At 59.5% G+C, this 25,202-nt stretch carries 22 protein-coding genes, 1 tRNA gene and 1 pseudogene; 9 read left to right on the top strand and 15 right to left on the bottom strand.

The window, feature by feature from the left end:
* Positions 1-38: 38 nt before the first annotated feature.
* The 9 genes from FTO60_RS16350 to FTO60_RS16310 form a co-directional block, all read right to left on the bottom strand.
* Positions 39-1,124: a flagellar basal body P-ring protein FlgI gene (locus tag FTO60_RS16350; protein ID WP_254696960.1), complete on the bottom strand. Its 1,086-nt coding sequence runs from the start codon at positions 1,122-1,124 to the stop codon at positions 39-41.
* A gap of 17 nt (positions 1,125-1,141) precedes the next feature.
* Positions 1,142-2,152, bottom strand: coding sequence for a flagellin (locus FTO60_RS16345; RefSeq protein ID WP_148056950.1), 1,011 nt, complete (start codon positions 2,150-2,152; stop codon positions 1,142-1,144).
* 1 nt (position 2,153) lies between these two features.
* A complete protein-coding gene (flgK, locus tag FTO60_RS16340) occupies positions 2,154-3,602 on the bottom strand; it encodes a flagellar hook-associated protein FlgK (RefSeq protein ID WP_148056949.1) in 1,449 nt (482 codons plus the stop codon).
* Positions 3,603-3,625: 23 nt separating this feature from the next.
* On the bottom strand, positions 3,626-4,933 hold the full coding sequence (locus FTO60_RS16335) for a flagellar hook protein FlgE (RefSeq protein WP_148056948.1): 1,308 nt from the start codon (positions 4,931-4,933) through the stop codon (positions 3,626-3,628).
* Positions 4,934-5,032: 99 nt separating this feature from the next.
* Entirely contained in the window at positions 5,033-5,863 is an 831-nt protein-coding gene (locus FTO60_RS16330; RefSeq protein WP_148057193.1) for a flagellar motor protein MotB, read from the bottom strand.
* 80 nt (positions 5,864-5,943) lie between these two features.
* Positions 5,944-6,708, bottom strand: coding sequence for an FkbM family methyltransferase (locus FTO60_RS16325; protein WP_148056947.1), 765 nt, complete (start codon positions 6,706-6,708; stop codon positions 5,944-5,946).
* Positions 6,705-7,112, bottom strand: coding sequence for a DUF6165 family protein (locus FTO60_RS16320; RefSeq protein WP_148056946.1), 408 nt, complete (start codon positions 7,110-7,112; stop codon positions 6,705-6,707). The genes FTO60_RS16325 and FTO60_RS16320 overlap by 4 nt, the downstream gene beginning before the upstream one ends.
* Entirely contained in the window at positions 7,105-8,490 is a 1,386-nt protein-coding gene (locus FTO60_RS16315; protein ID WP_148056945.1) for a tetratricopeptide repeat protein, read from the bottom strand. The genes FTO60_RS16320 and FTO60_RS16315 overlap by 8 nt, the downstream gene beginning before the upstream one ends.
* Positions 8,491-8,497: 7 nt before the next feature.
* Positions 8,498-9,283 (bottom strand): hypothetical protein, encoded by a 786-nt coding sequence (locus FTO60_RS16310; protein ID WP_148056944.1) that lies wholly within the window; start codon positions 9,281-9,283, stop codon positions 8,498-8,500.
* Positions 9,284-9,453: 170 nt separating this feature from the next.
* On the opposite strand from FTO60_RS16310, the gene araD reads away from it, so the two are divergent.
* From araD to FTO60_RS16295, 3 genes are all read left to right on the top strand, one after another.
* Entirely contained in the window at positions 9,454-11,196 is a 1,743-nt protein-coding gene (araD, locus tag FTO60_RS16305) for an L-arabinonate dehydratase (RefSeq protein WP_148057192.1), read from the top strand.
* Positions 11,196-12,116 carry a Gfo/Idh/MocA family protein gene (locus FTO60_RS16300; protein ID WP_148056943.1) on the top strand — a complete coding sequence of 307 codons (921 nt, stop codon included), beginning with the start codon at positions 11,196-11,198 and terminating at the stop codon, positions 12,114-12,116. The genes araD and FTO60_RS16300 overlap by 1 nt, the downstream gene beginning before the upstream one ends.
* A gap of 65 nt (positions 12,117-12,181) precedes the next feature.
* Positions 12,182-14,191: a hydantoinase/oxoprolinase N-terminal domain-containing protein gene (locus tag FTO60_RS16295; RefSeq protein WP_148056942.1), complete on the top strand. Its 2,010-nt coding sequence runs from the start codon at positions 12,182-12,184 to the stop codon at positions 14,189-14,191.
* Positions 14,192-14,194: 3 nt separating this feature from the next.
* Here the strand turns inward: FTO60_RS16295 and msrA are convergent, their stop codons facing one another.
* Together msrA and msrB are read right to left on the bottom strand one after the other, a co-directional pair.
* Positions 14,195-14,701 (bottom strand): peptide-methionine (S)-S-oxide reductase MsrA, encoded by a 507-nt coding sequence (gene msrA, locus FTO60_RS16290; protein ID WP_148056941.1) that lies wholly within the window; start codon positions 14,699-14,701, stop codon positions 14,195-14,197.
* Positions 14,698-15,147, bottom strand: coding sequence for a peptide-methionine (R)-S-oxide reductase MsrB (gene msrB, locus FTO60_RS16285; RefSeq protein WP_148056940.1), 450 nt, complete (start codon positions 15,145-15,147; stop codon positions 14,698-14,700). Before msrB ends, msrA begins: the two co-directional genes overlap by 4 nt.
* Before the next feature lie 181 nt (positions 15,148-15,328).
* Here msrB and FTO60_RS16280 point away from each other — a divergent pair, with 181 nt between their 5' ends.
* From FTO60_RS16280 to FTO60_RS16265, 4 genes are read left to right on the top strand one after another with little or no spacing between them, the layout of a single operon-like run.
* The gene (locus FTO60_RS16280) at positions 15,329-15,937 is read left to right on the top strand and encodes a CDP-alcohol phosphatidyltransferase family protein (RefSeq protein WP_148056939.1); all 609 of its coding nucleotides are present in this window, start codon (positions 15,329-15,331) and stop codon (positions 15,935-15,937) included.
* Positions 15,938-15,948: 11 nt separating this feature from the next.
* The gene (locus FTO60_RS16275; protein WP_148056938.1) at positions 15,949-17,148 is read left to right on the top strand and encodes an ABC transporter substrate-binding protein; all 1,200 of its coding nucleotides are present in this window, start codon (positions 15,949-15,951) and stop codon (positions 17,146-17,148) included.
* 20 nt (positions 17,149-17,168) lie between these two features.
* Positions 17,169-18,854 (top strand): ABC transporter permease, encoded by a 1,686-nt coding sequence (locus tag FTO60_RS16270; RefSeq protein ID WP_148056937.1) that lies wholly within the window; start codon positions 17,169-17,171, stop codon positions 18,852-18,854.
* Positions 18,847-19,491, top strand: coding sequence for an ATP-binding cassette domain-containing protein (locus FTO60_RS16265; protein WP_148056936.1), 645 nt, complete (start codon positions 18,847-18,849; stop codon positions 19,489-19,491). The genes FTO60_RS16270 and FTO60_RS16265 overlap by 8 nt, the downstream gene beginning before the upstream one ends.
* A 14-nt stretch (positions 19,492-19,505) precedes the next feature.
* Here the strand turns inward: FTO60_RS16265 and FTO60_RS16260 are convergent.
* From FTO60_RS16260 to FTO60_RS16245, 4 genes are all read right to left on the bottom strand, one after another.
* Positions 19,506-19,581: transfer RNA gene (locus tag FTO60_RS16260), tRNA-Thr, on the bottom strand.
* A 44-nt stretch (positions 19,582-19,625) separates the two neighbouring features.
* Positions 19,626-21,080, bottom strand: a complete 1,455-nt coding sequence (locus FTO60_RS16255; protein ID WP_148056935.1) for a heme biosynthesis protein HemY — start codon at positions 21,078-21,080, stop codon at positions 19,626-19,628.
* 10 nt (positions 21,081-21,090) lie between these two features.
* A complete protein-coding gene (locus tag FTO60_RS16250) occupies positions 21,091-22,296 on the bottom strand; it encodes a COG4223 family protein (RefSeq protein WP_148056934.1) in 1,206 nt (401 codons plus the stop codon).
* 71 nt (positions 22,297-22,367) lie between these two features.
* On the bottom strand, positions 22,368-23,003 hold the full coding sequence (locus FTO60_RS16245; RefSeq protein WP_172623917.1) for a uroporphyrinogen-III synthase: 636 nt from the start codon (positions 23,001-23,003) through the stop codon (positions 22,368-22,370).
* A 143-nt stretch (positions 23,004-23,146) separates the two neighbouring features.
* Here FTO60_RS16245 and tsaD point away from each other — a divergent pair, with 143 nt between their 5' ends.
* Both tsaD and FTO60_RS16235 read left to right on the top strand, forming a co-directional pair.
* Positions 23,147-24,241 carry a tRNA (adenosine(37)-N6)-threonylcarbamoyltransferase complex transferase subunit TsaD gene (gene tsaD / locus FTO60_RS16240; RefSeq protein ID WP_148056932.1) on the top strand — a complete coding sequence of 365 codons (1,095 nt, stop codon included), beginning with the start codon at positions 23,147-23,149 and terminating at the stop codon, positions 24,239-24,241.
* Positions 24,238-25,202: pseudogene (locus tag FTO60_RS16235) on the top strand (NAD(P)H-dependent glycerol-3-phosphate dehydrogenase). Before tsaD ends, FTO60_RS16235 begins: the two are co-directional and overlap by 4 nt.

The following is a 25,202-nucleotide window of genomic DNA, read 5'->3' as shown; positions in this document are numbered from 1 at the left end:
CGCCCAAGCAGCGGCGCCGCCTTCTCTGCCCAGGCTCATTAGCGAACGATGAATTCAGCGTGTAGCGCGCCCGCGGCCTTGATGCTTTTCAAGATGTCGATCATGTCGCGTGGTGACACGCCAAGTGCGTTCAACCCTGCTACCACCTCGGACAGCGACGTCCCCTCGCGCACTTCGGCCAGACCAATGCCCGGTTCTTCTTGGATCGCGGCATTCGTGCGCGGCACGACAACTGTTTCACCTGGCGCAAAGGGATTGGGTTGTGCAACCAACGGCGCCTCTTGAATGCGCAGCGTCAGATTTCCCTGGCTGACAGCCACGCGGCTAATGCGCACATCCTCGCCCATCACGATGGTACCGGATCGTTGATCCACAACAACCCTCGCGCGGCGTTCTGGTTCAACAAGGATATTCTCGATCCGACCAATGGCATGCGCCGGTGACGCCATGCGTGTGGCGGCGATATCCAACTGGACCGTGCCTGCATCAAGCATCACCGCGACGCCGCGGCCAAAATTACGATTGATCGCGACCTCGATCCGGCCAGCAGTCGTAAAATCCGGTGTCCGCAATGCAAGCCGGATCGTGCTGAGCCCGCTGAAATCAAATGCAACCTCGCGCTCGACTGTTGCGCCAGACGGGATCACCCCCGAGGTTGGCACGCCTTGAGTCACGGTCGCTGCATTCCCCTGCGCCGTCGCGCCCCCGGCGATGATTGTGCCTTGGGCAACGGCATAGATTTCGCCGTCAGCGGCATTCAGCGGCGTCATCACAAGCGTCCCGCCCAACAGACTGTTTGCATCCCCGATCGCGGATACCGTGATGTCAATTGGTGCGCCCGCACGCGCAAATGGCGGCAGGCTTGCCGTTACCAAAACGGCAGCAACGTTTTTGGGCCGGAACTGTTCACCAGTTACATTTACGCCCAGACGTTCAAGTATGTTGGTCATGATTTCTTCGGTAAACGGTGAATTGCGCAGCCCGTCGCCTGTCCCGTTCAAGCCCACAACAAGGCCATACCCAACAAGATCGTTGGATCGCACACCGTCAAACTCCACTAGATCCTTGATCCGGATGGGCGCCGCATGTGCCGCTCCGATAAAAAGTGAAAGGGCGAGGGTCAGAAAGGCGAGGGTTTTATTCAACGTAGATACTCCGCAAGGGACAACCGCGACAGCCGGGCCGTCACCGTGTAGTGGGTTTCAAGTTGCAGCTGGACTTCTTCCAACTGGGCAGCCGTTTCAAACGGATCTGCCGAGGTCATGTCGTTTCGGATCAGGCCAAGCGTGGTTTCGCGCGCGGCATGTCTGGTTGCCGTGTCCTGCACGCGACCTTCAATGCCCCCAAGCCGTGCCTGAAGCTGTGTCAGGCTTGTTGCGCTGGCCATCAGGCGCAGGCCGCTTTCCTGCAAAAGCTCGGTTTGGGCGGCAGCGTCACCAGGCAAGGCGCCCTCGGCGACGACAGCGGCCAATGCAACCGCTTTGAACATGTCGCGAAACGCAGGATCATCTGCCTTGGCATCAAGCGCAACCACTGTGCCTTGATCAATGCGGCGCGTTTGGGCCGGGCCGGTGTCACCCAGATATCCGACCGTCTCGAAGCCACCCGCGGGGGTATCAAACCAGGTATCAATCGCTGCAATAACATCAGCCGATGTCGTGGCCCCCGCGGTCACGGTTGCCAGTTCCGCCATGATCGTCTCTGCCGAGGCAAGTGCCGGGCCGTCAACCGCCGCGCCGGCAAACAGTGACTGGTCGGAAAAGCGCAGGTTCAAGGTTGACACGACCGTGTCCATCGCATCGCGCGCGGCGCGCGCTGCTGCTTCGTTTTGGTTAACCGCCCCTTCGGCGGTTATCGTCAGCATCTGGGCAGCAAGTTGCGATCGCGTTTCCTCGGTCCGGGCGATCGTGGTTTGCATCAATGACAGCGATTGCGCCGTCTGGGTTGTAACCCGCCCATACCCAGACAAAAGCGTAAGCTGTCGATCCACATCGGAAAGTCGCGTTTGATCAGCACCGAGACGTTTCACCAGGTCCGATGACTGGCCCGTGGACAGTTCCTGCACGAGCGTCCCAAGACGGGTCTTGAGCGCCATGTTGTTGCGCAAAGACAGGAAAACTTGCGACTTGTCGCCAACTGAATTCATCGACATATCAAAGCTCCATCAGTGTTTGGATCATCGATTCAACGGTCTGCACAACTTTGGCGTTCGCCGCGTAGGCTTGCTCGATCTGCAAAAGCATCTGCATCTCATAGTCCGAGTCGACGCCGTTGCTCAGCTCCGCTTGGCGCAGGGTATCCCATCGGCCTGATGCAAAGCTCAGCTCGCTATCGGCAGAAAGGCGGGCCGTGCCGATTTGCGACATCAAATTCGCCGCATGCCCCGAAGCCGAGGCCGTTTGTCCGCCTGCGGACGTGCTGCGGATGTCAGCCAACGCATCGCTCCAGGCGTTAATCTGCTGGCTGTTGCCTACTGGCCCCATTGCAAGGGCACCGACACCGTCACGTATCTGCGACAGCGCGCCGCCCTGCGCGGGGTCAACCGATGCGTTCAACTTTATCCGACCGGCAAGTCCGACTGTGTTTGACGGATCAAATGCGGCACCATTATCCGTGAGCAGCCCGGCATCACCGGGGCCAATCGTGGGGTCAACTGCGGGATCCTGAAACCGCTCAACCAGATCGCGCGCAATGGCATCCAGGCCGATCTGCGCATTGGTCAATGTCTGATCGCGCATCGCAAAGGTGGCGCCAAGCGACCCGCCGGCAAGTTTGCCAACGCCATCTGCGGGCGCAAAAGGTGCGCCATCAAGCGTCAACCCGGACAACCCACCTGAATCCAGCGTCATCTCGGCGGTTATGAAATTCGTCGCCGCGAACCCAAACTGCTTTGGAGGGCCGTCGATCAGGGTTTCACCGCTTGTTGTCATCAAAGCGACTTGCCCGCCTTGGCGATCAACTTCGCGGATCGGAACGATCTCGGCGATCTTGTCGATGACTTGTTGGCGCTGATCCATAAGGGCCGACGGATCATTGCCCGTATTGTAGGACATCGTGATATCGGCGTTCAGCTGCGCGACCTGCCGGAGCGATGTATTGAGCGTTTCAACCTGCTGCGAAATCGACTTGTCCGCATCCTGACGCAAGTTCTGAATGCCGTCGGATGCGGTATTCAACGATCCGGCGAGTTGGTTGAACCGGTCAACAACCGACTGAAGGTGCTGATCCGAAGACGGCGAAGCCGAAGCGTCGATCAGCGCCTGTTCCAAACCTGAAACGCGGTTGGCAAGGGAATCGGGAGCGCCCGCCGTGCCAATCAATCCTTCGAGCCGCGACATGAAATCGGTTGTTTGCGTAAGGCCAGACAGGCTTGCATCGGCAAGTCGGCGATCCGCCAGTATTCCGCGATCAACCGTGCGCGTGATGCCGTCGACATTCACGCCCGCACCACGCCCGCCAACCGTTGCCGCCGACAGGTCGAGGCTGCGGCGGCCATAGCCATCGGTCAACGCATTGGCAAGGTTGGAGGACACAACCTCGGCCATGCGTGATGCGGCGGTAAGGCCGCTCAGAGCGTTGGAAAGTGAATGCGAGATGCTCATATCACGAGCCTTTCAGGGCTGCCTTAACGTTTGATGTTGGTCGTTTCCTGCAACATTTCGTCGACGGTCTGGATCACCTTGGCGTTCGACGAATAGGCGCGTTGCGTTTGGATCAGTTGGGTCAGTTCACCGGCAACATCCGTTGCTGATTCCTCGCGGGCGAAACTGACAACATCACCGGTGGGCCCATCACCCGCGTCCCACAAAAAGAACGGGCCGCTATCTGGTGTCACGGTGTAACTTTGATGGTCCTGGGTCATCATCCCGTTTGGATTGGGCACATCGACAAGGGGAACTTGATAGATCGTGCGAGACATGCCGTTATCGAAATAGGCGTGGACAAAGCCGTTCGGATCAACCTCGACCGAGGTCATATTCCCGACAGGAGACCCGTTCTTGGAAATCGTCACCGGCGCAAAGGCATCAGACAATTGTGTCAGGCCACCCGGATCGCCCAATGTGCCAATTTCGATATTCACCGGGCCACCGGCGACATTCACCTCGATCGAGCCGGTGGTAGGATCATAGGCGCCGCCACTGACATCCGTGACCGACAAAAGCCGCCCGCCTGTCGTGCGATCATCATCAAAGGTCAGTGTATATTCTCCGACGACCGCACCGCCGCCAGCGCTGTCTGTCAGGATCATCGTCCATTCATTTGTCGCGGGGTCACCGGGCAAGGGAACGCTTGGGACAAATTCAATCGACAGGCTTTCGGATTTGCCAAGATTGTCGAAATATTCGACCGACAGGTTTTGATTGATCGCGTCAGCACCATCTTCGGTCTCGGTGGCAGGCAGGTTCACGGCAAGTTTCATTTCAGTCGTCGCGTTGCCCGAAAACTGGTTGGTATTGATGCGGATCGGTTCCAGCGCACCGACAGTATCGCGCGGATAGGTTGGGATGGCGCCATCAGAATCGGCAGGCCACCCCATCAGCACAAGTCCGCTGGCCGACGTCAAATACCCTTCGGAATCGGGGCGGAACGATCCTGTTGTCGCCAGCTTCATCGGGTACTCGCCGTTGTCGACACCGATGGCGGACCCATTGGTCACCGGTAGCATCCCGCGCCCCCGCACCGCCAGATCGGTCGGGTTCGATGTCGACACAAGGGGGCCGCGTTCATCAATCAGGCGTTGTGTCGTGACCCGCACGCCGCCCGCAGAATAGGTGCCTGTTCCGCTTTCGATCACCATCGATTGGAAATCAGCGGTCGCACGTTTATAGCCGTAGGTCGAGGAGTTCGCGATATTGTCGGAGATCGTCGCAAGCTTGCTCGCGTTCGCGGCGAGTCCTGCCACGCTGGCATTCAAGGAAGAAGAAATCGTCATATGCTTGGCCTTTCTGCATCAAGGGCTGACGGAGGTATCCCGACAGACTTAGGGCACGTCCACTTAACAGCGGCCTAACGTCTAAAATGCGAACGATATTCAGGTGGGATCGCGAAGCAGGATAATTTCAATCCGATCATTGCGCAGGGCAAACGGGTCTGAAACCACGGGCGATCTGTCACCGTGACCCGTGACGCGCGTGAAGCGATCCGCCTCAAGGCCACCTGATTCCAGCAGCGCCCGAATACCTGCGGCACGTGCCATCGACATATCCCACACCGGGTTGTCCAGCAGCACGATCGGGCGGGCTTGCAAGTATCCCTCAACGGCGATGTTGTTTTCAACAAGCGAGAATACCCGCGCAAACATTTGCGTCAGTTCGCTGGTGACCGCAGTGGGCATGGATGTTCCCGCAAGAAACAACGGTGCATCCTCCAGCGCGAATATTTCGATGACGAGACCTTCGTCCGTGAGGCGCGTTATCACGTGGCGCAACGCTTGATCTGAAATCAGACTCTCACCGCCGCGCCCGACCAGCAACTCCTCGATCTCGCGCAGGGCGGCGACTTGTGCGGCCTCTTGTGCGGCGGCTTCGGCTTCTCCCTCAGACATCATTTCGCCGGGAACGACCATCGCAGCGCCCGTGCCGTCTTGCACCAGCGTCTGATCGGTAAAAATGTTGGTGCCACCAAACATCCCTTCACCCCCGCCGGAAATCCGGTTGATCGGCAACGTCGGCGAGAAGTAGTCGGCAATGCCTTTGCGTTGCTGTTCCGTCGTCGCATTCAAGAGCCACATCAGCATGAAAAAGGCCATCATCGCGGTCACGAAATCCGCATAGGCAACCTTCCAGGCGCCGCCGTGGTGTCCATCACCGCCGACGACTTTCTTACGCTTGATGATTATCGGCGCATTGGATTTCGCACCCATCACGTCCACCACATTTATTTTCACCCATTCCTTGGCTAGCAGGGCGGGTGTAAAGGCGGACTTAACAATTCAAATGCGGTCTATTTATCGGGTTTGGCGTAGATTTCGTCAGGGCCACAAAACTCGGCCAGCTCGTACCCGGCCGCGCGCATGATCTTGGCGATCTCATGTGTGCCGGTATTGTTTTCAATCGCCCAAGCGCCAACATTGTGATCCTCGAACGGAAAGGACTCGAGGACGGAAATTTCACCGCCTTCGATGTCCAAAGACACAAAATCAGGGTGTATTAGACCCGAATCTTGCAAAATTCGGCTAAGCGTTCTGGTCTCGAGCCTGATGGTATTTTCCTTGTGGCGCTTGTCCGCCCGCACCTGATCAAGAAGGGCGGGGTCATAGCTGTCTGCAAGGCCGCTCATCTGGGTAAAGCCCTGGGCGATTTCGATGAACTCAGCCTCTCCTTCGGTCGCAGCCACCGCCACGCCAAGGCATTCACACCGGCGCACCAGGCGGGCCTTTTTCAGCTGCGCGGGAACGGGCTCGACCATCACACCGGTCCAGCCGCGCCAGACCTCGAGGAAAAAGGTGTTCGATCCGGTAGTGCCATCATAACCGCCAATGTCGACAAATGTGCCGCCACGCTTCTGGCCCATGATCCGGTCGATCACAGCATCCTGCCCCGCCTGCGAGGAATAGGCATAGAGCGGCGACAGCATTTGCTGGATTTCGTGCAGTTGACGCACCATCGGGGCGCGGCGGCGGGTCTTTTCAACCCTGAGCGCCTTCACGAGGGTCGCACGTGCCTCGGCCAACTTGGCGCGAGAGGTGGTGATCAGGTCGTCGGTCATGACGGTTCCCCTGCCCGATGGTCGACATATGATTTTTCTTCGACAAGGGCGGACCCAAGCAGCAGGTTGATCCGCTTTTTCACATCCGCGCGCCTGTCGTTCGTCACATAGACAGCGCGGGCCAAGCGGATAAAGGTGTCACCAAATTCATTGGCCGCTTCGCAGATGCGAATGTCATCCTCGATCACCCATAAGGCGGCGTTGATCTGATAAAGCTCCTCCCAACGCGCGGCCAGATCGGTGCTGGCGGGTAAATGACGGTCGGCGATGGCTTGCAGCACGTCCTTTTCGTGGCGCACATTGGCGAGTTTTCCTGCATCTGTGATTTTTTCCGATTTGAGGCGCAAGATCGTCAGCTTGTCGATCAATTCACCCGGGGCGGTGGGCACAAGGATATCATCCACGTTTCTGTTCTTTCTTCCATTTGGTCACGCGTTTGCGCAAATCGGTCTCTACCAAGGCGAAAACACTGTCCCAGTCCAAAGGTTCGGGTTGCCGATAAAGCTGCATTTCGGGGTACCAGTCGGTCGTATCACCGCTGTGTCGGAACACCCAAAACGGATCCCAATGCAACAGAACCCATGTCGGCACGCCAAGAGAACCAGCGATATGCGCCGTGGCCGTATCAGACGTAATGATCAGGTCCATCTGCTGCATCGTTGCGGCACAATCGGCAAAATCGCGATCGGTGCTGGCGGTATCCTGGATCAGCAGACTGGTGCCATCGGCGACAAAGGCCTCCAGAAACGGCCCCTTGTAAAGCGAAAACAGCTGCACGTCGGGCACGTCAACCAGCGGATGAAACTGACGGTGGCTGAACGACCGGAAACTGTTGCCCTTGTATGTCGCTGAACCGGACCAGACGACGCCGATCTTGAATTTTTCCTTATGAGGCTTGGCGATTGCCTTGGCCCGGGTCACAGAATCGGCGGGGATATTCAAACGGGTTGGCGCTGGAATTGCGCCGCTGTCGTCAGCGCCAAACACCAACAGGGGCATATCCATCAGGTTGATCCAGCAATCGACCTGTTCCGTCTTGGGGAGTTTTGTGCCGACCCAATCTGCCCCATCCAACCCGTCAAACAGACGGGCAAGGGGGCGTTCGGCCAAAAACAAAACCCGCGCACAATGTTGGCGCAAGGCTGGCAGGAAGCGGGTGAACAAGACTGCGTCACCAAACCCCTGTTCGGGCAGAACAACCACCGTTTTGCCTGTCAGATCGCCGCCATCCCATTGCGGCAAATCAAGCTGGCGCGGTGTCATTTCTTCGGATTGCCAGCGCACACCGTAGGTGCGAAAGGCCGCGCCGTAGCGCCCCTCGCCCAACTCGGCAAAGGCGCGCTGAAGCGTGATTTCGCTATCGTCGGGATGGTCGGCTTCGGCAGCTTTCAGATAGTCAATTGCGTCACTATATCGGCCCAAACCACGCAAACAGCGCCCGATCATCGCGCGCTGTGATTTGTCTTGCGGCGCGCGCTGCAATATCTCTTCACGCAGTGCGATGGACCGATCATAGAGCCCCAGGTCCGACAGGATATTCGCCAGATTGTTCCGCAGGCCCGGCGCATCTGGCATTAACGCATAGGCGCGTTCCTGCGCGCGCAGGGCAAGGGTGTGCTGTTGTTGACTGCGCAACAGCGCACCCACATTCGACCAAATGCCGCCATCACCAGGGCAAAGCGCAAGATAACGCGCGTAAAACGCGCGCGCCTCGGCGATCTTGCCCGCACGATGTGCCGCGCTCGCCTGATTGCGCAGTGCGTCAATTTCAGTCGGTTTCATCGCACTGCTAGCCCTTATTCTTGCGCGGAACCGGCTTGATCAATGTCTCGGGGCGGCGCTGTTCGGCGGCTTCGAACAGGGAAAATGTCTGATTCACATAATTCACGGCGCCCGAAATCAGCTCCATATAATCGTTCAATTCAGGTGTGACTTCGGCCTCGACCATCGCAACGCTGCGTTCCTGCGGCGTGGTTTCAAAGCCGACATAAAACAGCGGGTCACCACGATTGATTTTCAGCGGTTTGTCGTGATCGTGCCATTCAAACGCCCACATAAGCGGACGTGGCCAAACATTGATCGGAAAGCGCCCACCAAAGATCGTGCCGGGAAAAGGCTCGCGCTGGTAATGCATGAAGGGCGCGACCTGACTGGCATAAACCGGTTCATCGGCGATAAATACATATGGAAGGGACAGTTGGATCGTCGGAATACCCGGATAACGCCACTCGGTCTCGCTGGTCAGGTGCAGCTTCTCACCCAGCTTGTTGGCGCGAATCCCGCTTTTGGTGCCTGCTAGGTTCTTCAAAACGCCGCGCCCGTCCTTGTCACGTTCGAACCCGATATGCAGGTCAAACGGGCAACGCACCATGAAATAGCGGCTTTCCATATTGATCACCGCAGGGCAGCGCGACGCGGATTTCGCATGGGTGCGGTTCATATCAGCCGAGCGCACACGTTCAGGCGGATAATAGACGATGCCACCTTTCTGGGTGTTCAGGAACCAACCAACGGTCACGGGGCCAGAGCCGCCCTTGCCTTCGCGCGTGTCTTGAAACGATACTGAAAGCTGCATCTGCAAACCCTTTTTCAAATGTTGAAACAGTTGAATCGTAATTGGCGGTCCAAGTCAAAATCCCATGTGAGGAATCGCGGTATTTTCCTGGTCGGTGGCCCGATTTCGCGTGATTTGGTTTGAATGCCCCCGCGCCCTGTGGCTTTGTGACCTCGACCAAGGAGAAGATGATGACCTTCAAGCCCGCCAAATGGCCTCGCAAACTTCGTTCGCAAGAATGGTTCGGGGGCACGTCAAAGGATGCGATTTATCATCGAGGGTGGATGAAGAATCAGGGATTTCCAGCGGATCTGTTCGATGGGCGACCTGTGATCGGCATCTGCAATACCTGGTCGGAAACGACGCCGTGCAACGCCCATTTGCGCGATCTGGCGGAACGGGTGAAGAACGGTGTTTGGGAAGCGGGCGGTTTTCCGTTGGAATTTCCGGTGTTTTCCCCTTCCGAGGTCACGTTGCGCCCCACGGCGATGCTGTTTCGCAACCTTTGCGCAATGGATGTCGAAGAAGCGCTGCGCGGCAAGTGCATCGACGGTGTCGTGCTGTTGGCGGGCTGTGACAAGACAACACCGGCACTGCTGATGGGCGCGGCATCGGTCGATTTGCCCGCCATTGTGGTCAGCGGTGGGCCGATGCTGAACGGGCATTTCCGCGGCGAACGTGTCGGCTCAGGCACCCACATTCGCAAATTCAACGAGGCCGTGAAAGCCGGCGAAATGACCCCCGAGGAATTTGTCGAGGCCGAGGCATCAATGTCGCGCTCGCCCGGGTCGTGCAACACGATGGGAACCGCCAGCACGATGGCATCTATGGCCGAGGCTTTGGGTATGGCGCTGTCCGGAAACGCCGCGATTCCCGCCGTGGATAGCCGCCGCCGCGTTATGTCGCAAATCACGGGACGGCGAATTGTGCAGATGGTCAAGGACGATCTGAAACCGTCCGACATCATGACCAAGGCGGCCTTTGAAAACGCCATTCGGACAAACGCCGCGATTGGGGGCTCGACCAATGCCGTGATCCACCTTTTGGCCATTGCAGGCCGTGTTAGTGTCGATCTCTCACTTGATGATTGGGATCATTGCGGGCGCGATGTGCCGACAATCGTGAACCTTTTGCCATCCGGGAAACACCTGATGGAGGAGTTCTTTTTCGCTGGCGGCCTGCCCGTCGTGATCAGGCGGCTGGGCGAGGATGGCTTGCTGAACAAGGATGCGCTGACCGTAAGTGGCGGGTCCATCTGGGACGAGGTCAAGGACGTTCAGAACTGGAACGACGATGTGATCCTGCCGCGCGACAAGGCGCTGACGAAATCCGGCGGAATCGCGGTGCTGCGGGGCAACCTTGCGCCCAATGGCGCGGTGCTGAAACCCTCGGCTGCATCGCCCGAACTCATGGTGCATCGCGGGCGCGCCGTCGTGTTCGAGGATATCGAGGATTACAAAGCGCGCGTGGATCGTGATGATCTGAACATCGACGAAACCTGCGTGATGGTGCTAAAAAATTGCGGCCCACGCGGCTATCCCGGCATGGCCGAGGTGGGCGATATGGCCCTGCCCGCCAAGCTTCTCAGGCGCGGGATCACTGATATGGTGCGGATAAGTGACGCGCGGATGTCCGGCACGGCCTATGGCACAGTCGTTTTGCATACCTCGCCCGAGGCCGCCGCCGGTGGCCCGCTTGCGGTGGTGCAGAGCGGTGATTTCATCGAACTGGACGTCGGTGCCCGCCGCATCCATCTGGATATCAGCGACGCTGAACTTGCCGCGCGTCTGGCCAAGTGGGAACCGGCCGTGCCGCGCCCTGACGGCGGCTATGTTCAACTGTATCATGATCGCGTGACGGGCGCGGAAACAGGGGCCGACTTTGACTTTCTCGTTGGGTGCCGCGGCAACGCTGTCGCCCGGGAGTCGCACTGATGAAAATCGCACTGATTGGAATTGGCAAGATCGCGCGGGACCAGCATGTGCCCGCGATTGCAAACAGCGCTGACTGGAATCTTGCCGCAACAGTAAGCCGTACAGGCACTGTCGATGATGTGCCTGCCTACACCAACATAGACACTATGCTGGCAGAAAACCCCGAAATTCGGGCTGTCAGCCTGTGCCTGCCACCAGTCCCCCGGTTCGCCTATGCGAAGGCGGCATTGCTGGCGGGGCGCCATGTGATGCTGGAAAAACCGCCCGGTGCCACGCTGGCCGAAGTTCATGCGTTGGCGGCACTTGCCCAGACACAGGGCAGCACGTTGTTCACCACATGGCACAGTCGGATGGCGCAGGGTGTTGCGCAAGCCAAGGCCCTTTTGGCGGGCAAGAGCGTCATCAAGGGTCACATCACGTGGAAGGAAGACGTGCGCCGCTGGCATCCCGGTCAGGATTGGGTTTTTGCCGCAGGTGGGATGGGAGTCTTTGATCCGGGTATCAATGCGCTTTCGATTCTTACCGAAATTCTGCCTGCGCCCGTTCATTTGCAAGACGCCCGGCTTGATGTGCCGGAAAACTGCCAAACGCCGATAGCGGCGCAGTTGACCTTTTCGAATGGAATCACCGCCGATTTTGATTGGCGGCAGGAAGGCCCGCAAAACTGGGACATGTGGATCGAAACGGCAGAAAACCGTGTCGAATTGTCCGAAGGTGGCAGCAAGATCAACGTGGACGGCAGGGATATCACCGGTGAGGCGGCCGGCGCTTCGTTGCTGGGCGAATACCCCGCGCTTTATGCGCGCATGGCCGATCTTGTGCGCACCGGTGCCAGCGACATCGATCTGTCGCCGATGGTTCACGTCGCAGACGCGATGACCTTGGGCAAACGGGTGTCGCTACCGGCCTTTCACCTGTAGTTTCTTGGCTTGCCCGCCCGCCTCGATTTGGGCCCTATGGCGCAACACTTAGCAAAGGGCAACACATGGCCATTCTCTTGGGCGTTGACACCGGCGGCACATACACAGACGCGGTCCTGCTGGATGAAGGTAGCGATACCGTCCTTGCATCCGCCAAATCCCTGACAACCCGCCCTGACCTTGCGTTGGGCGTCGGGCGTGCAATCGACACTGTTCTTGCCCAATCCGGTGCTTTGCCAAACCAGATCGCGATGGTGTCCCTGTCGACAACACTTGCCACGAATGCGCTTGTCGAAGGGCAGGGTGGGCGCGTTGCACTGGTGTTCATCGGGTTTGATCAGGCCGAGTTGTCCCGCGCAGGGCTGACCGAGGCTTTGGTCGGCGATCCGGTGATCTTGCTTGCGGGCGGGCATAGCCATGCGGGCAACGAAGCCGCGCCGCTTGACCTTGATACGCTTACCGCAGGTCTCACTGATCTTCCCGAGGGTCTGACCGGTTTCGCCGTCGCCGCCAGTTTTGCGACGCGGAACCCCGCCCACGAAATTGCCGCGCGCGATCTGATCCGAGAGATCACCGGCAAGCCTGTGACCTGTAGCCACGAACTTTCCTCGGCCCTTGGTGGGCCCAAACGTGCGCTTACAGCTGTGTTGAATGCCCGTCTGATCGGCATGATTGATCGTTTGATTGGCGCTTGCGAGGGGCATTTGACCAAAATCGGCATCACCGCCCGCCTGATGGTTGTGCGCGGCGACGGGGCGCTTGTTTCTGCCGAGCTGGCGCGCGAGCGCCCGATTGAAACGATCCTGAGCGGGCCTGCGGCCAGCATCGCGGGCGCAAGTTGGCTAACTGGTGAAACAGATGCACTGGTCAGCGATATTGGCGGCACAACCACCGATATTTGCCTGCTGCGCGACGGCAAGCCCAAGATTGATCCACAGGGTGCGCGCGTTGGCCCCTTCCGCACAATGGTCGAGGCCGTCGCGATGCGCACCTGGGGTCTTGGCGGCGATAGCGACGTGCAGGTGCAGGACGGGCTGTCGGGCGGTTTGCGATTGGGGCCGCGCCGTCTTTGCCCTGTGTCATTGCTGGCGCAGCAGCATCCAGGGTTGGTCCATGACGCGCTTGACCGCGCCTTGACGCAAGACGCACCCCCCGAGGAAGCGGGGCGGTTTGTCATACCCCATTGGGAGGCTGCGCCCGAAGGCCTCGACAAGCGCGAATCACGCGTCATGGAACGGTTGGCGAATGGCCCGGTGCGTTTGCAAGATGCGGTGCAAACGCGCGTAGAGGGGCCGGCATTGGCGCGATTGGTGAAACGTGGTGCGGTGATGATTGCTGGCATCACCCCATCAGACGCGGCGCATGTGCTGGGCCAGCTTGACGCCTGGGACAAATTGGCAGCGCATAAGGCGCTGACGCTGTTCGCGCGCCGCCGAATGGGCGGCGGCGACCGAATTGCCAAAGGGGCCGACGACCTTGCGCGAATGATCATTGATCAACTGACACGACAAACGGCCCAATACCTGCTTGAAGCCGCCTTTGCCGAAGATGATTTTGACTGGGGTGATCAGCCTATGGGCAATCTTGCGCGCCATCCGTTGATGCAGGCGGGTCTGGCAAGGCACCAAGGCGTAGTGCGGATCAATGCCGGGTTGAATGTGCCGGTGATTGGCCTTGGTGCATCGGCGCAGAATTATTATGGCGCGGTTGGAACGGCGCTACATACGCCAACGATTCTACCGGCGCATGGCGGTGTGGCGAATGCCATCGGCGCGGTCGTCGGGCAGGTATCCATGCACGAAAGCGGCACCGTCACGAGCGCAGGCGAGGGTGTGTTTGTTGCACACCTACCCGATGGGCCCAAGCGGTTTGGCGAGGCCGAGGCGGCGATGAGCGCCTTGACCCAAGCGCTTGAGGATATCGCCTGCGACAAGGCGCGCGCAGCTGGCGTTGAGGAAATTCGCCTGACCTTTGATCGCGAGGTCAAGGCCGCCGAGATCGAAGGTAAGACGATGTTTGTCGAAGCGACAATCAAGGTTGCGGCACAGGGCCGGCCCCGTATTGCGCTGAATTAGGGTCTATTCGGCCGCATTTCGGCGCGGCAAGACCCAATCGGGCCGCACAAAGTGGCAGGTATACCCATTGGGCAGACGCTCAAGGTAATCCTGATGCTCGGGTTCGGCCTCCCAGAAATCGCGGGCGGGCTCTACTTCGGTCACAACCTTGCCGGGCCAAAGGCCGCTGGCATCCACATCGGCGATGGTGTCCAACGCTACGTCGCGCTGTGCGTCATCAACGTAATAGATCGCCGAGCGATAAGACATGCCGCGATCATTGCCTTGGCGGTTGGGCGTCGTCGGGTCGTGGATCTGGAAAAAGAACTCCAGCAACCGCCGGTATGTCATCACGTCGGGGTCAAAGATCACCTCGATCCCTTCGGCGTGGGTGCCGTGATTGCGATAGGTGGCGTTCGCGACATCGCCGCCCGTATAGCCCACACGGGTCGAAATCACACCGGGCATCTTGCGGATCAGGTCCTGCATGCCCCAGAAACATCCGCCCGCCAGAACTGCGCGTTCACTCATGCTACGTCCTCCACTTGGTCGATGAATTTGCCATAGCCTTCGGCTTCCATATCGTCACGATGGACGAAGCGCAGACTGGCGCCGTTGATGCAATAGCGCAGCCCGCCGCGATCCGTAGGGCCATCGGGAAAGACGTGGCCCAGGTGGCTGTCGCCATGCGTGCTGCGCACTTCGGTGCGGATCATCCCGTGGGTCATGTCGCGCAATTCGTTGATATGATCATCCATGATCGGCTTGGTAAAGCTGGGCCAGCCGCAGCCGCTTTCGTATTTGTCGGATGATGCAAACAGCGGCTCACCGGATACGATATCGACGTAAATCCCCGGCTCCTTGTTATCCAGATAAGGGCCAGTGCCGGCGCGTTCGGTCCCGCTTTGCTGCGTCACGCGGTATTGTTCGGGTGTCAGGGTGGCGATCACGTCAGGGTCTTTGCGATAGGTGGTCATGGCGTCCCTTTCATTGTTCTGATGCAGGATATGGGGTTAGCGCACGCAATTGCCAGTGATGTTGCAGGGCCCTCAAATCAGGGTGATCGGCTGCAACATCTTACGCCGTCTCACATTCGCGTCACCCCGATTGCGTCAAAACCTTCCATCAGCCAAAACGTTTCTACAAAGGGAGGGCATCATGCTTGACGCTGCTGCACGCAAAATCATTGACCCGCCGCTGAACACACTGGGCCGCGGTCTTGCAGCGCGAGGCGTGTCGGCTGATGCAGTGACGATTGCCGGGCTTGGCCTCGGGCTGATTGCCGCGCTTTTGATCGTGTTCGGGGCTTTTTCGGCGGCGCTGGTTTTTCTGCTCGCCTCGCGCGTGGCTGACGGGCTTGATGGTGCCGTCGCCCGCGCAACGCAAAAGACGGACTTTGGCGGTTACCTCGATATCGCTGCGGATTTTCTGTTTTACGGCGCGATTCCGCTGGCGTTCGTGTTATATGATGCGGGGGCAAATGGTGCCGCCGGGGCATTCCTGCTGACCAGTTTCTACTTTAATGGCACAAGCTTTCTTGGCTATGCGATCCTGGCCGAGAAGGCGCAGATGCAGACCTCGACGCAGGGCAAAAAATCGCTCTATTACTCCAACGGCATTCTGGAAGGGACCGAAACGATCATCTTCTTTGTGCTGCTGTGCCTCTTTCCCGCATACTTTGCCGTGATGGCCTGGATTTTCGGCGCGCTGTGCTTTGTCACTGCGGGCTTGCGTATCCATGCGGCGCGGCAACTCTTTACCACCTGAAAGGCCACCCTATGAAACATCTCGCCCTAATCGCCGCACTTGTGGCACCCCTGCCCGCGCTGGCCAATCCCGACCCCGCCGATTGGGACGCCGTGATGGCCGAAGCTGCAGGTCAAACCGTTTACTGGAACGCGTGGGGCGGGTCGACCACCACCAACGATTTCATTGCCTGGGTCGGCGAACGTGTTGCCGAAGACTATGGCGTGACCCTCGAACACGTCAAACTGACCGATACCGCCGATGCCGTGACACGAGTCCTCAGCGAAAAGCAGGCGGGCGTCGATAATGATGGCGCGATTGACATGATCTGGATCAACGGCGCGAATTTCGCTGCGATGAAAGACGCTGATCTGCTGTTTGGTCCCTTTGCTGAACAACTGCCCAACTGGGCTGTGGTCGATAGCAATGGCAAGACCGTGCAGACCGATTTTACGGTGCCCGTTGAAGGATTCGAGGCCCCCTGGGCGATGGCGCAGGTCGTGTTTATCCACGACACCGCCGATCTGGCCGATCCGCTGGGCAGCATGACGGCGATCCTGGACTGGTCCAAAGCCAACCCTGGCCGTTTTACCTATCCCCAACCGCCCGATTTTCTGGGCGCGACATTTCTGAAACAGGCGCTGGTCGATCTGATTGACGATCAGGCACCGCTGTATGCCCCCGCGACCGATGAAAACTATGCCAAAGTCACAGCCCCCTTGTGGGACTATCTTGATGCCCTCACGCCCACGCTTTGGCGTCAGGGGCGCGCCTATCCCGCGACGGGCCCAGCGCAATTGCAGCTGATCGCGGACGGCGAAATTGATCTGGCGATTTCCTTTAGCCCCGGCGAGGCGACAGCCGCGATTGCCAATCAGCAACTGCCCGACACCGTGCGCACCTTTGTGTTGGACAAGGGCACGATCGGCAATGCCAGCTTCGTGGCCATTCCATATAATTCCGGTTCGGTCGCGGGCGCGATGATCGTTGCCAACTTCCTGATGTCGCCCGAGGCACAGGCCCGTGCACAAGACCCCGCCATTCTGGGTTATGGGACGGTGCTGGACATGGCCGCGCTGACGGACACAGACCGCGCGTTGTTTGATACGCTTGACTTGGGTATCGCGACCCTTTCGCCGGCTGAATTAGGCTCTGTTGTTGCTGAACCGCACCCCAGCTGGATGACTCGGATCACCGACGACTGGATGGCGCGCTATGGCACGGCGCAATAGGGGGTAGGCGCCCGAAAGCCATGCCGCGCCTGATCGCCCTTGTTCCGATTGTGACGCTTCTGGCAATGCTTGGCCCCGTTGTGGCGGGGCTTTGGGGCACCGTGCTGCCAGCATTTGGGCACCTGCCTGTCGCCGGTTTTGATGGCCCTTCGCTTGATGCGCTCCGGATGCTTGCGACCACGCCGGGGATCGGGGCCGCCGCGCGCATTTCCGTCACGACAGGGTTGCTTGCAACCGGCATTTCGGTGCTGATCGTCGTCCTTATCACGGGCGGCTGGTCGGGCACGCCGGCGTTTCAGGTGCTGGAGCGACTCTTGTCACCGCTGCTGGCCGTGCCACATGCTGCGGCCGCCTTTGGCCTTGCGTTTCTGATCGCACCTTCGGGCTGGATCGTGCGGCTGGTGTCGCCCGGCCTGACCGGATGGGACCGCCCGCCCGATGTGTTGATCCTCAACGATCCATACGGGCTGGCAATGACGGCCGGTTTGATCATCAAAGAGGTTCCGTTTTTGCTGTTGATGACAATCGCGGCCTTGGGCCAGGTGCAACAGCGCCGCAGTCTCCTGGTTGCGCAGGCGTTGGGCTACGGGCGGCTCACAGGCTGGTTAAAAGCGGTCTTTCCGCGGGTTTATGCGCAGATCAGGTTGCCGGTCTATGTGGTGCTGGCCTATTCCATGTCGGTCGTTGATGTTGCGGTGATCCTCGGGCCGACCACACCGCCACCCTTGTCGGTGTTGATCGTTAAATGGATGGGAGACCCCGACCTGGGCATGCGACTCCTGGCGGCCGCCGGAGCCTTGCTGCAACTGGCGCTGGTCGTTGCCGCGTTAAGCGTTTGGCGGTTTGGCGAATTTATCGTGGCCCGGATTGGTCTGTCGTGGGTGATACGCGGCGGGCGCGGACGATTGGACGGCGCGATCCGCCCGTTGGGTCTGGGTGCCGGAGCGCTGACAGCGGCGTTGATCTTTGCCGGATTGGGTGGATTGCTGGTTTGGTCCTTTGCCGGATTCTGGAGCTTTCCGAACGCCTTGCCCGACAGTTTCAGCCTGCGCACATGGATGCGGCACGGCCCTGATACGGGCGGCGCATTCGGCGAGACGTTCATCGTCGCGATGACCGCGACGGGGCTGGCTCTCGCGCTTGTTCTGGGCTGCCTCGAGGCCGAACACCGCAGTGGGCGCAAGATCACTTCACGCGGGCTGTGGTTGCTGTATTTGCCATTGTTAGTGCCGCAAACCACGTTTTTGCCAGGCCTGCAGACCCTGCTATTGGGTCTGGGTGCGGACGTGGGGCGTGGTCCGGTGATCGCGGCGCATCTGGTGTTTGTGTTGCCTTATGTTTTTTTATCGCTTGGTGATCCCTATCGGGCGTGGGACGGGCGGAATGGCGTGACGGCCGCGGCGCTTGGGGCATCACCAAACCGCGTGTTCTGGCAAGTGCGCCTGCCAATGCTGACGCGTCCCGTGCTTGTGGCGATTGCCGTCGGGTTATCGGTTTCCGTGGGTCAGTATTTGCCAACGCTTCTGATCGGCGGCGGTCGGGTTTCGACGCTGACCACCGAGGCCGTCGCGCTAGCATCGGGCGGCGACCGACGTGCGATCGCCGTTTACGGTCTGGCGCAAACGGCGGCGGCGCTTGTGCCATTCGCTCTCGCGCTCATTATTCCTGCCTTGGTATGGCGCAATCGTAGGGGGCTGCATGCTTAAGGGTCTGGAACTGCGTAACGTTGTCATTTCTCATAATGACAGGCGGCTCGTGGCGATTGATATCACCGTTGCCGCAGGCGAGGTCCTCAGTGTGATGGGGCCGTCCGGTGCCGGTAAATCGACCTTGTTGGCGATGATTACGGGCAATCTGGCGCCGGAGTTTCGCGCGTCGGGCGAAGTGTGGCTGGACGGGATGAATATTACCGATTTGCCAACCCATCAGCGACGTGTCGGTATCCTGTTTCAAGACGATTTGTTGTTTCCACACCTAAGCGTGGGTGCCAACCTTGCCTTTGGGCTGCGCGCTGGCGGCAGCAAGCAAGAGCGTGCCGCGAAAATCAACGAGGCCCTGCGCGAAGTCGATTTGGAGGGCTATGCCGATCGCGATCCCGCAACACTTTCGGGTGGCCAAAAAGCCCGCGTCGCCCTGATGCGGATGCTTTTGGCCGAACCTTGTGTGCTTTTGCTCGACGAGGCATTTTCACGGCTTGATACCGCGCTGCGCACGCAGGTGCGCGACCTTGTGTTCGCGCGCGCGCGCGTCCGCAATCTGCCGGTGGTCATGGTGACGCACGACCTAGAGGACGCAAAAGCGGCAGGCGGCACAGTGTTCACAATCGCGCCGCACGAAGACTGATATAAATCTGGAAATGGTGCCGGTGATAGGACTCGAACCTACTACCCCATCATTACGAATGATGTGCTCTACCTGATGAGCTACACCGGCCTATCGGAGCGGCTGATAGCACTCTGGCCGTTTCTGGAAAAGACCTAATTTTCGTCCACTGGGTCGGCGTCGATGACCTCGGCGTCGATGGTATCTTCGGTCGTCTCATCAGATTGATCGGCAATTTGACCGACGATCAGGGGCAGCATTTCAACACCAGCAGGCATTGCGACTTCGCCGGATGATGGTGTTTTCCACGACAGCGTGTCGAATGAGCCGCAATTGCCGCACACGGGGGTCCAGGCCGCATGGATATTCTGGCATTTGTCACACACCCACTGCGGTCCGCGCGATGCAGTCAGTGCTTTGGTCAGCCAGCCACGCACGACCTGATCATCGCTGCCTTCACCACGTTCGATCGCTGCCATGAGGGTCAGGTTACGGGCCGTTGGCGCCGTTTCGACCAAATCACGCAGGGCGCGACGGGCTTCGGGAAAATTCTCGGCGGCGATCTGAAGCTCGCTGTTCAGCATGATCGTTTCAGGATCGTCGGGGTTAATGCGCGTCAAGGCGCCGAACCGTTTGATGCGCGCGGTCGGGTCTTCGTCCGGCACGATTTCGGCAAACACTGCAGCAAGATCAGGGTGCGGATGCACTTCCCAGGCCTTCTTGATGACGCGGGTCGCATAGCGCGTATTCTCTTGCTCGATGTAACTGCGGGCCGCCATGACGGCGGCAGGAATAAGATCGGGTGACAGACGGTTGGCCTCGATTGCCGCTTCGCGAGCGTTGATTGAATTTCCTTCGGCCAGCACTTCGCGGGCTTCGGACAGCGCCAGCACCGCATCGCGGCGTTTATGCACATCACGCGGCAGCGATCCGCTTTTCAACTTGGCAGTCAGTGTTTGGCGGGCGCCTTTCCAGTCTTCGGTCGAGGCCTGAAGTTGCAACAGAACATCCTGCGTTTCCACATGCTTGGGTTTGATGGCAAAGGCTTTCTCGGCCAGCCTGAGCGCTGTCGCCGTGTCCCCGTCAGCCAGCTTTTGTTTCATGATACCGCGCACACCGACAAACCGCGTGCGGTCGTCCTGAAGCAAACGCTTGTAGGTTTCTTCGGCCTTGCGCCGATCCCCGGCCAGTTCCGCGGCCTGTGCGGTCAAGAGGGTCGTCAGTTCGGGACGCTCAAGATACTTTTCAGCCTTGGCCGCCTTGGCTAATGCCAACTGCCCTTCACCGGACGCGAGCGCCATCATGCCCTCGGACAAGGCCGTAAAACCCTTGCGTTCGCGGTTGCGGCTAAAGTAGCGCGAAATCGCGGTTTCGTCGCCATTCAGGAATTTGAAAGTTGCAACCAAAAGCCCCATCAATTTCAGTAACAGCCAGACAAGCAAGATCAACAACGCGAAGCCGATCGTCAGCTCGAGCGTTGACAGATTCGCGTTATACCCCGCGATCGTGATGTCAGCACCGCCAGAGGTATTCATCAGATAGACAGCCCCAAAGGTAAGGCCGGTGACGATGGCGATGAACGCGATAATCTTAGTCAGGGACCAAAGCATCTGGGCAGCCTCAATTCTGGTTCAGGGTTTGGGACAGGGCTTCGACCCCGGCGATTGCATCAGCGCGCGCCTGCGCCTGCCCGATCCAATCAGTCAGCGCGGCACGGCTTACTTCGGGCAGCGCTTCGATTTCGGCAAGCGCATCGGTCAAGCGGCCCGATCGCAGGGCCTCCTCGGCGCGCGAAAGGATCGCATCAGGGTCATCGCCTTCGCGGGGAACGACCGAACGCACATCAAGTTGATCGCGCAGAAACGCGCCAAATCCACCGGTTTCGCCTGCAACGCCTTCGGCGCGGGCCGCCGCCATCGCCGCACGGGCGGCGGCAGGAAATTCATCTTGCAGCATAGCCATTGTCGCAACACCCCCTGCAGCCGCCGGCACCGCTTGGGGAATATCCATTTCGGTCGACGCCTGCAGATCGGCTAGTGCCCCTTCAAAGTTGGCACCCGTATCCATCGCGATCTGGATGCGCCCCAAGGCCGCCCGCGCGGTCGCGGCCTGCGCAGTTGCAATCGCGTCTTGCTCGATCGCTTGGGTTTCTGACTGGGCGGCGGCAAGCTGCGCCGCGGCCTCTTCGGCCATCTGGCGCACAGACTCCTGCTGCGCGGCCATTTCAGCACGCAACGCCTCAAGCTCGCGCTCGTAGGCGGCAAGGGCCGTATCCGACAATGTGCCATCCGCACCGGGGCGCTTCTCAACTTCGGCCAAACGCGCTTCGATTTCAGCCAAAGACCCGCCAAGCGTTGCCATATCCTGCGTAATCGCCGCTTGTGCGTCGGCCAGCGCGGTTTCAAGGGGGCCGATATCAACGGCAGCGGGCACAGCGGCGATCTGCGCCTCAAGCCTGGCGATCTGTGCGGCTTGATCGGCAATCATCGCGCCGAAATCTGGAGTTTCAGGCGCGTTGGACATGTTGAAATATGTTGCAGCGCCATAGCCCAACGCCGCAGCGACGACGCCACCTAACACCAGCGGGGCGAACACGCTGCGCGGCTTTTCAACAGGTGTAAGAGCATCCTCTGGTGTCACGTCGGGCGTTGTATCGCCGATCGGCGCTTCTGGTTCAGCACTGTCTTGTTGATCTGCTTCAGGAGGTGCTGAATCCAAGTCAGCAGTATCCGAAACCGGGTCGGCGTCCACAACAACTTCGGCTTCTTCGACAATGTCAGGTTCTTTGGCTGCGGCTTTGTTCTGCTGCGTCGTTTTCTTGGCCACGTTGACACCCTCTCCGATTCCGCTTGCGCACGCTCAACCCTATCCCGCCAGTTGAGGACCCTCAAGCGGCGTTACTTGGGGCAAACCGTCCCAGTGACAGTGGCAATCGCCGCCAACATGGCCACCCCATCAGGGTGGTCAGCGACAATCACCCTTACGGGTTCAAGGCGTGCCGCCTGATTGGCAACCGCATCGCTGATCGCGACCACTGTGATCTGGGCCGCGAACGGCCCCTGATCCGCAACTAACGCGGCGCTGCGGGGCGAATACAGGGGAAGTATCACAGGGGTTTCACCCCCAAGGGCTGCGCGCGCCTTCGCCGAAAGGGCGCGTGATCTCTGTGCGTAAACCACAAGATCATCGCAGGGGATGCCCATAGCGGTCAGGCGTTTGGCCAGATCGACACGGGCATATGTGCCGCGACAATGCAGCAGCGGGCCGGCAATTTTTGCGGTGGAGATGTCGGCAAGCAGCGTTTCTGCATCAGGGGCGCTGTGTTTCACGTCATATCCAGCGTCACGCGCGGCGCGCGCGGTTACGTCGCCAACACACCAGCACGGCAGCGGCCTGATTCCATCAGGCGCATGGATCACGCCATGCGCCGAGGTAAAGAGAACGCCGCGGTATCGGGTCTGGCCCAGTGTGGCCGATACAGGCGCGATGTCGATTACGGGTGATCGGATAAGTGCGCAATGCGATCCGATCACGTCACGCAACTGTTTCGCAAGACGTTCTCCCGCCGCTTGCGGGCGCGTTATGATAATCGATGCTCTCAAACGGCCCCCAGTCCATTGTTTGCGGCTCTGGCGAGTGTTACCTGCCTATACCAAAGGCGCAACCGGAACCCGTTATGACCCCTGACCTGACCATTCTTGGTATCGAAAGCAGTTGTGACGATACCGCTGCGGCGGTCGTCCGCGGCACCCCTGACAATGCACATATCCTTTCGTCAGTCGTATTTGGGCAGGTAGCGCTTCACGCGAATTACGGCGGAGTAGTCCCTGAAATCGCGGCGCGCGCGCATGCGGAAAAGATTGATCACTGCGTCGAGGACGCCTTGCGGCAGTCCGGCCAGACGCTTGCTGATATTGATGCTATTGCCGTCACGGCTGGCCCCGGTCTGATTGGTGGCGTGTTGTCCGGCGTGATGTGCGCGAAGGGGCTAAGCGTCACAACAGGCAAGCCGTTGATCGGCGTGAACCACCTTGCCGGGCACGCTTTGACGCCGCGCCTGACGGATAATGTGGCGTTCCCCTATCTGATGTTGCTGGTGTCGGGTGGGCACTGCCAGTTTCTGCTTGTTGAAGGGTCGGACAGCTATCGCCGCCTTGGCGGCACGATTGACGATGCTCCGGGCGAGGCATTTGACAAGACCGCGCGCCTTTTGGCCCTGCCGCAGCCCGGTGGGCCGTCGGTGGAACAGGCTGCAACCGCAGGCGACCCCCACAAATTCAAGCTCCCCCGTCCGCTGTTGGATCGGGACGGCTGCGATATGTCATTTTCGGGTCTCAAGACCGCCTTGTGTCGCGCCCGCGATGGAATCGTCGCCGAACATGGCGGTCTGCCAGCGCAAGGGCGCAGCGATCTTTGCGCCAGCTTCCAACAAGCCGTCGCTGATGTTCTTGCAGAGAAATCTCGCCGTGCGCTGGAGGTTTATCTGGCGCTGGACCCCGCGCGGCCCGTTCTGGCGGTTGCAGGCGGGGTTGCGGCAAATGCCGTCATCAGAACTGAATTACAGGGCATTTGTGCTAAGTTAGACACTGATTTTGTCGCCCCGCCCCTTGCGCTTTGCACTGATAATGCGGCGATGATCGCCTATGCGGGGCTGGCACGTTTTGCGCTGGGCGACGTTGATGATCTTACCCTCTCGGCCCGGCCACGATGGCCCTTGGACAAGACGAGTCCGGCGCTGTTAGGATCAGGCAAGAAGGGGGCAAAGGCATGAGTATCGCGGTGATTGGCGCAGGCGCATTCGGCACGGCCCTTGCGATTGCCTTGTCCACAAACGGGGATCGCGTGACGCTTTGGGCCCGCGACCCAAAAGCCGTGTTGCATATGCAGGCCGAACGGGAAAACACGCGGCGGCTGGCAGGTGTGGCATTCCCCGATAGCCTGATTGTGACAGCCAATCTGGATGATGCTTTTGCCTGTGACGTTATACTCCTCGCGATTCCGGCCCAGACCTTGCGCGGTTTTCTCGCACAGCACAACACCGCATTGCGCGGAAAGGCGTTGGTAACTTGTTGCAAGGGGATCGACATCGAAACCGGCGATGGCCCCGCCGATCTGATCGCACGCATTGTGCCGGACTCGACTCCTGCGATGCTGACTGGCCCCAGTTTTGCCGCCGATATTGCGCGTGGGCTGCCCACGGCCCTGACACTTGCCTGCGCCCATGAAGCAGCGGGCGAAATGCTGCAGGCCGTGCTTTCCACGCCAACGCTGCGGTTGTATCGCACGACGGATGTGGCAGGTGCCCAATTGGGTGGCGCGTTGAAAAACGTGATGGCAATAGCCTGCGGTGCCTGCATGGGGGCGGGATTTGGCGAAAGTGCGCGTGCGGCACTGATGACCCGCGGATTTGCCGAGATGCAGCGCTTGGCCGTTGCCTTTGATGCCCAGCCCGAAACATTCGCCGGGCTTTCGGGGTTTGGTGATCTTGCGCTGACGTGCACGTCTGACCAGTCCCGCAACTATCGCTATGGTTTTGCCCTGGGGCGGGAACGGAATTTGACACGTCAACAACCGTCGAGGGCGCCGCGACCGCAAAAGCAGTGTCTAGATTGGCCAAAAAGTTAAAAATCGACTTGCCAATCTGCGCCGTCGTCAACGGACTGGTAAACAAGGATATCACCGCAACACAGGCGATGCAGAGACTTCTGTCGCGCCCACTCAAGGAAGAATGA

The organism is Octadecabacter sp. SW4 (genome assembly GCF_008065155.1).
Classification (GTDB): domain Bacteria; phylum Pseudomonadota; class Alphaproteobacteria; order Rhodobacterales; family Rhodobacteraceae; genus SW4.
The sequence above is the reverse complement of the archived record's forward strand: the minus strand, read 5'-3'. Positions and strand labels throughout refer to the sequence as shown.